This is a genomic window from Candidatus Thermoplasmatota archaeon (genome assembly GCA_034660695.1).
In the GTDB taxonomy this organism is placed as follows: Archaea; Thermoplasmatota; E2; order UBA202; family DSCA01; genus JAYEJS01.
Genome location: JAYEJS010000105.1, coordinates 1 through 5876 on the forward strand (window position 1 = coordinate 1; position 5876 = coordinate 5876).

The following is a 5876-nucleotide window of genomic DNA, read 5'->3' on the forward strand; positions in this document are numbered from 1 at the left end:
GGTCAGCAAGATCATGAAATACATGGAACTTGAATGGAATCCAAAAGCACATCCATTTCAGTGGACATACAAGGGAAAAGTATGTTGCGCATAATTACGGAAACGAACTTAGAAAATCCTCTACTAGCTGGATGCCTTTCAACAACTATTTAAAATAGAAAGGAATACCCTTCTATGGTGTTGCCAACAGATTTGCTTGAAAGTTCGATAAACAAAGAGATTTCTCTCCTGCTTAAAGATGGGAGAATCCTGAGCGGCCGCCTCACAGGCTACGACCAGTACATGAACCTGGTTATAGAAGATACGAGGGAGAAAACTGAGGATGCGGAACGACGCCTTGGTTTCGTTGTGCTGAGAGGAAATAATATCGTGAGCATAGCCCTGAAATAATTTCGAGGCAAAATATTTAAAATGGGGCGGGGTTAATGGTATAAATGAATATCAAAAATATGAATCTCAGTTCTATCGAGGCGAGAAGATACTCCAAGATGCAGAACAGGCCTATGAATATCCGCATTGACCATAACAGTACTGTCACTCTCTTTACAGTGGTAAAGAAGGGAGAAGCTCAGGTCGAATTCGAGTACACCGCCAGTTACGGTCCACTGGGTCTGATAAAATTCGGGGGAGATTTTGTATATGAAGGAAATGATGCAGAGGAAGTGGCGAAAAGATGGAATGAAAAAAAGAATATGCCCGATGAAGTTGCGTCCCGCATTCATACCGCCATAATGCATTTTTGTTTGCCAGAAGCGGTCATGGTCTCAAGGGATTTGCGTCTGCCACCGCCGATACCGATGCCCCAGGTGAGATTCGATAAGCAGTCAAAAGAAAAAGGAACAGGATACAGTCCCGAGGTTGCATAGTCCTTTCTTTTTCATTCCGAACAAAAATTATAAAATTAGCGTAGCTATTCTATATACATGGCTTTTCAGCTGAGGGTCATGAAAAATACACCGCTAACTGGTGAGGATGACTATGAGAAAGTTGCAGTTGATTTTCTTAAGTTCATAGGATACATGCCTGACGGGGCAGATAAGTCGTCCATACCATATAAACTCTTCGAGTGTTTTATGCTTCATCCGGATAAGGAATGGATGGTGGATGAACTTTCGGTGACTTTGAATGCCACAAAGGCAACGGTGTACCGCCATCTTAACAAACTCAAAGGAATGGATATCCTGGAGGAAGGAAAGGAGGGGGAGGGAAATGCCGTACGGAAAACGTATCGCTTAAGATATGGAAACCTCGAAAGGGCATGGAGTTTTGTAGAGGCCCATGTTAAAGTCGCGATGGAAAATTATGGGGAAACAATAATTCATCTTCAAAAACTACTGGAAAGGAGGTTCTAGATGGATGATATTGAGTTAACGGAGGGCTCGAAATATGTTGTCCGTTCCATAGGCTCAGATAAAGATACGATGGTAACGAGAGGAACTTTTACAGGGTATGCATACATAGGAAAAGAAGAGGGAGGGATGTGTATAAAAATGGATGCATCACACAAAGATATGGAAGGCAAGATTAGAATTATACCCATAAGCATGATTTTATCTATAGACGTCATAGAAAAAAAGAGTGAGAAGCACGGCAGGGGCGAGAGCGTAGTAGATCATTATTATGGTTAGATAAAATGGGAACGCAGATAGGCATAGTTGGCAAGCCGAATGTGGGCAAAACCACATTTTTCAATGCGGCAACAAATGCACATGCGGAGATGGCTTCTTATCCTTTTACAACCATTGACGCAAATAGGGGGGTCATGTATGCCCGCACTTCATGCCCGTGCAGGGAATTTGACATTAAATGCAATCCCCATAACTCAGAATGCAGGGAGGGGATAAGATACGTGCCCATAGAGGCAATAGATGTTGCCGGGCTTGTGCCCAAAGCTCATGAGGGGCGCGGCTTGGGAAACAAATTTTTGGACGACCTTCGGCAAGCCTCGTGCCTTATCCATATCATCGATATATCCGGCTCAACAGATGATGAAGGGCGAATGTGCAATATCGGGGAGCACGACCCCGAGCAGGACGTTCAATTTTTGGAAGAAGAAATAGATTACTGGATATGCGGCATAATACAAAAAGACTGGGAACACATGAGCAGGAAATGCAAACTGGAAGGAAAGAAGATTGATAAGGCATTGACTGAAAAGTTGACTGGGTTGGGGGTGAAGGAAGGCGACATCCATGCTGCAATAAAAAATGCGGAATTGCAGGAGGACGCGACAAAATGGTGCAGTGATGACCTGCTTGCGCTTTCCTCACATATCAGAAAGGTGGGGAAGCCAATACTTCTGGCACTGAACAAATGCGACAAAGCTCCAGATGCAATGGTCAAAAAAATGACAGAGGGATATACAATTCCAACATCTGCCGAAGCAGAGCTGGCTCTGTCAAGGGCTGCAGAGAAAGACCTGGTTGCATACAAGCCTGGCGATTCATCATTCACAATCCTGGATAAGAGCATGGATGAAAAACATCTCAAAGCCCTGGAATATATAAAGACCCACGTGATGGAAAAGTACGGCGGCACGGGCGTTCAGAAATGTATAGACAAAGCGGTATTCGACATGCTGGATCTAATCGCTGTCTATCCTGTAGAGGATGATCACCACCTGACAGACAAGAAGGGGAATGTTCTTCCAGACGTGTTTTTACTCCCGGAGGGCTCGACTGCCATTGACCTTGCATATAAGGTTCATACCGATCTGGGAGAGAGATTTATAAGGGCAGTAGACGCAAGGACACAGCGCATTGCCGGAGCGGACCATGAACTGAAGAATGGGGATATCATACGCATAATAGCCAAATAACCGCATACCGGGTCGCAAAAAGTTAAAATCGTGCAATCTGCACCGTTATAACACATCTTTCTTTTTTCCCTCCCATTCCATAACTTTAAGGAACAGAAAATATAGAGGTTTTATCAGCCTGTGCATCATGCTTTTGTCAAAGTAAGTCTTTCCGATTTCCCTTGCCCAATAAACGTCGTGACGAAGGCATTTTATCAACAATTCTTTTTGCAAATCGCTCATTTCTTCTTTTTTGAACCAGTCTTTGTCTTTTAATTTGCCCATGGGGACAAAAAATAACGGAACAATCAGCGACGGAAAATCTTTTAATTCATCCATCAGTTCAATTGTTTTTATTATGTCATCATCTGTTTCTTCGGGCAGTCCTGCTATGAGAGTACAGGCGGGGATTAAATGGCAGTCCTTCATAACCCCGGCCCCTTGGACAACAACTTCCGGCCATTCCCCAGCCTTAAATGGCCTTGCTTTCGCCGGCATTATTTTTTTTGCCAGTTCAACTGAGCCCGTTTCTAGTCCCATCTCTGCTCCCCACCATGCCTGATTACCGTCGCATATGATTTCTGAGAGATTTTCCATCAATTTTGGCTTGCAGGCGACGGCGGCAAAAGATGCATGACTCCAGGAAAGATTTCTGTAATATTTCTTCGCCAATCTATTCAATTTCAAAACTTTCTCTTCGTCTGGTATAACCCCATTTTGTCCGTATAAAAGGGTATCCTCTGCATGGATGACTCCGCCCTTAATCCCTGCATTTGCATTTATTTTTAATTCCTTCTCGATTTTTTCGTAGGGGTACCATCTCAAAGGTCTTAAAGTTACGGAACAAAACCTGCAATTGCGGGGGCAACCCCTTCCAACTTCCACCAATCCGTTTATGGAGGGATTTTTTATTTCAGAAATTTTATCCAGATCAGGACATTCATCTGGCTTTAATTCAACGAATTTTGGCAAATCTTTTCCTTCCAGAGCCATTTTGTAAATCTCAACGGCCTTCGCATAATCGCCTTCTCCGTTTACAACACAGTCTATTCCATATCGATCCATGAATTCCTGGTTCATCTTAAATTGCCATGCCCCCGGGCCGCCGACAATCGTCTTTGCACCTTTCTTCTTTGCATTTCTGTATGCCTTGCTTTCAAGCATTGATTTAAAATATTTGGCTAAATAAGGATCTCCCGTTTTCAAAATTCCGGCAAAAGTAGTTGAGGAGGGACCCCAGCCAAAAGGATCCATAACGCTAATGCCGATAACTTCCGGATCAAATCTGTCGATATAATCTGGATAAACGGTTTTAACGTCAAAGCCTTCATCGATCAGCTTTGCCTCGATTTTCCTCAATCCATAAGGGGCTTGCCACGGCATCCCATTAACGCTTTTTATTCGTGGAAAGAAAAGCCACTGGAAAAGCCATTCCGGCAGCCAGTTTGGAGGAGCGCTGGTTCCAAATCCCAGGAATTCCTTGCCATGATGATTGCTCATCAAAGTTTTATCAGATGTCAGAACCGCCCTCATTCTTCCAACACCTTCTCGTATAACCTCCTATTGTTTATGCATCCTGGGTCCGGGGAAAGATAATCTCCCGTATATGCATATGCTCTAGCCCTGCACCCTCCGCAATAATAGCGATAATCGCACGTATCGCATCCTTTCAGCAAATCTTTGTCCCTTAAATCCTGCAGAACTTTATTATGAATCCAGAGTTCTTCAAAGTCATCCTCTCTTATATTCCCCAATTTCAGCGGGAAAAAGACGCAGGGCTGCAAATCGCCGTTCGCATGCATCGCCATGTAGAAACGTCCCGCCCCGCACCCGCCGATAAATTCTGCCAGATCTACCAGCTGACCAGCAAGCTTCGGATTATAAAAGTGTGTGGGCACAACTTTTTCATCTTCCCCCTCTTCCTGTTGCAGGGCCACCCTTGCAAATTGAGGGGCGGTAGACAGCACATTTATATTTTTTCTTGCTTTTAACTCGTTCCAGAGCATCTTCAGCATTTCCTCTCTCTCATCTGGAGTGAGATCCACCTTTACAATATCTTTTCCCCTGCCAGTTGGAATAAAATTGAAGGCCATGAACCAGTTCGCTCCAAGTTCCTCGCTGAGTCTTATTATATCCGGAATCTCTTTGTAGTTGTATTTAGTAGCTGTAGTCGAAATCTCAACAAAAAATCCCTTCTCAACCGAGTTCTTTACGCCATCAACCGTCTTATCAAATGCGCCTTGTATACCTCTGAATTTATCATGTGTTTCTGCACTTGCCCCATCCAAGCTTATCTGAACGAACTGTACGCCCGCCTCATTCATCTCTCTCGCCTTCTCCTTTGTTATGAGCGTTCCATTGGTGGCAATTGCAACATATATTCCTTTGTCTGCTGCGTATTTTGTCAACTCAAGAATATCAGGCCTCACCAGCGGTTCTCCGCCCGAAAATGCGATAATGGTAACCCCTGCCCTGTCAAAAATGTCGATGGCGCGTTTTGCTTCCTCCGTAGAAAGCTCGTCTTTCCATGTTTTTCCAGCTGTCGCATAGCAATGTTTGCATTTCAAATTGCATGCGTATGTCACATCCCATACAATCTGGAATGGGGCACCAGAAGTAAACGGCTTTTTGACCCCGAATTGAGCAACACCCATTATCGTTGACGAAAGTCCTTTTGCCCAGTACGGATCGCTGAACTTCTTCTTCAATTCATCTTCAGTTACGCTGAACGCATCCGCTCCTTTTTTAAGCACTTTGGCTATCATTTTTTCTGTGAGTTTGCAAGAAAGACATGCATCCTTTCGCTGCCCTGTGTACAGCTCGACCGCCACTTCAATCCTATTTTTTCCATCTTTTTCGCAATATTTGCCCATCCCTCTCAAAATTCTCCTTGTTGCAGGATTGCCAATCGTGTTTTTTAATAGCCTTACTGTAGTTGTGGTTTTCATGCTTCCTCCTCAAATTTTTTCGTCTTTTCCAGGTAATGAATAGCATTCTCAATCATTTTCAGCACTCCTCCCAGTTTTCTTTTATAACTGCTTTTCAACTTATGGATTTCGTCTGAAGTTTCTCTCAGAAG

The 5876-nt window shown here is 43.8% G+C and carries 7 protein-coding genes; 5 read left to right on the forward strand and 2 right to left on the reverse strand.

Features of this window, described 5'->3' with window-relative positions:
• Positions 1–174: 174 nt before the first annotated feature.
• From U9O96_05220 to U9O96_05240, 5 genes are read left to right on the forward strand one after another with little or no spacing between them, the layout of a single operon-like run.
• Complete coding sequence (locus U9O96_05220) at positions 175–390, forward strand: LSM domain-containing protein (GenBank protein MEA2054500.1); 216 nt, start codon at positions 175–177, stop codon at positions 388–390.
• Positions 391–434: 44 nt separating this feature from the next.
• Complete coding sequence (locus U9O96_05225; GenBank protein MEA2054501.1) at positions 435–866, forward strand: hypothetical protein; 432 nt, start codon at positions 435–437, stop codon at positions 864–866.
• Positions 867–923: 57 nt separating this feature from the next.
• On the forward strand, positions 924–1352 hold the full coding sequence (locus U9O96_05230; protein ID MEA2054502.1) for a transcriptional regulator: 429 nt from the start codon (positions 924–926) through the stop codon (positions 1350–1352).
• On the forward strand, positions 1353–1628 hold the full coding sequence (locus tag U9O96_05235; protein ID MEA2054503.1) for a hypothetical protein: 276 nt from the start codon (positions 1353–1355) through the stop codon (positions 1626–1628).
• Positions 1629–1633: 5 nt separating this feature from the next.
• Positions 1634–2818 carry a redox-regulated ATPase YchF gene (locus U9O96_05240; protein ID MEA2054504.1) on the forward strand — a complete coding sequence of 395 codons (1185 nt, stop codon included), beginning with the start codon at positions 1634–1636 and terminating at the stop codon, positions 2816–2818.
• A gap of 45 nt (positions 2819–2863) precedes the next feature.
• On the opposite strand, the gene U9O96_05245 is transcribed toward U9O96_05240, so the two are convergent.
• Positions 2864–4330: a radical SAM protein gene (locus U9O96_05245; GenBank protein MEA2054505.1), complete on the reverse strand. Its 1467-nt coding sequence runs from the start codon at positions 4328–4330 to the stop codon at positions 2864–2866.
• Complete coding sequence (locus tag U9O96_05250; protein ID MEA2054506.1) at positions 4327–5745, reverse strand: radical SAM protein; 1419 nt, start codon at positions 5743–5745, stop codon at positions 4327–4329. The genes U9O96_05245 and U9O96_05250 overlap by 4 nt, the downstream gene beginning before the upstream one ends.
• Positions 5746–5876: the final 131 nt, after the last annotated feature.

Excerpts from the sequence above, each read along its gene's own strand:
- U9O96_05230 (MEA2054502.1), top strand. The coding sequence starts at position 924 with ATGGCTTTTCAGCTGAGGGTCATGAAAAATACACCGCTAACTGGTGAG.
- U9O96_05250 (MEA2054506.1), bottom strand. The coding sequence starts at position 5,745 with ATGAAAACCACAACTACAGTAAGGCTATTAAAAAACACGATTGGCAAT.
- U9O96_05235 (MEA2054503.1), top strand. The coding sequence starts at position 1,353 with ATGGATGATATTGAGTTAACGGAGGGCTCGAAATATGTTGTCCGTTCC.
- U9O96_05240 (MEA2054504.1), top strand. The coding sequence starts at position 1,634 with ATGGGAACGCAGATAGGCATAGTTGGCAAGCCGAATGTGGGCAAAACC.
- U9O96_05220 (MEA2054500.1), top strand. The coding sequence starts at position 175 with ATGGTGTTGCCAACAGATTTGCTTGAAAGTTCGATAAACAAAGAGATT.
- U9O96_05245 (MEA2054505.1), bottom strand. The coding sequence starts at position 4,330 with ATGAGGGCGGTTCTGACATCTGATAAAACTTTGATGAGCAATCATCAT.
- U9O96_05225 (MEA2054501.1), top strand. The coding sequence starts at position 435 with ATGAATATCAAAAATATGAATCTCAGTTCTATCGAGGCGAGAAGATAC.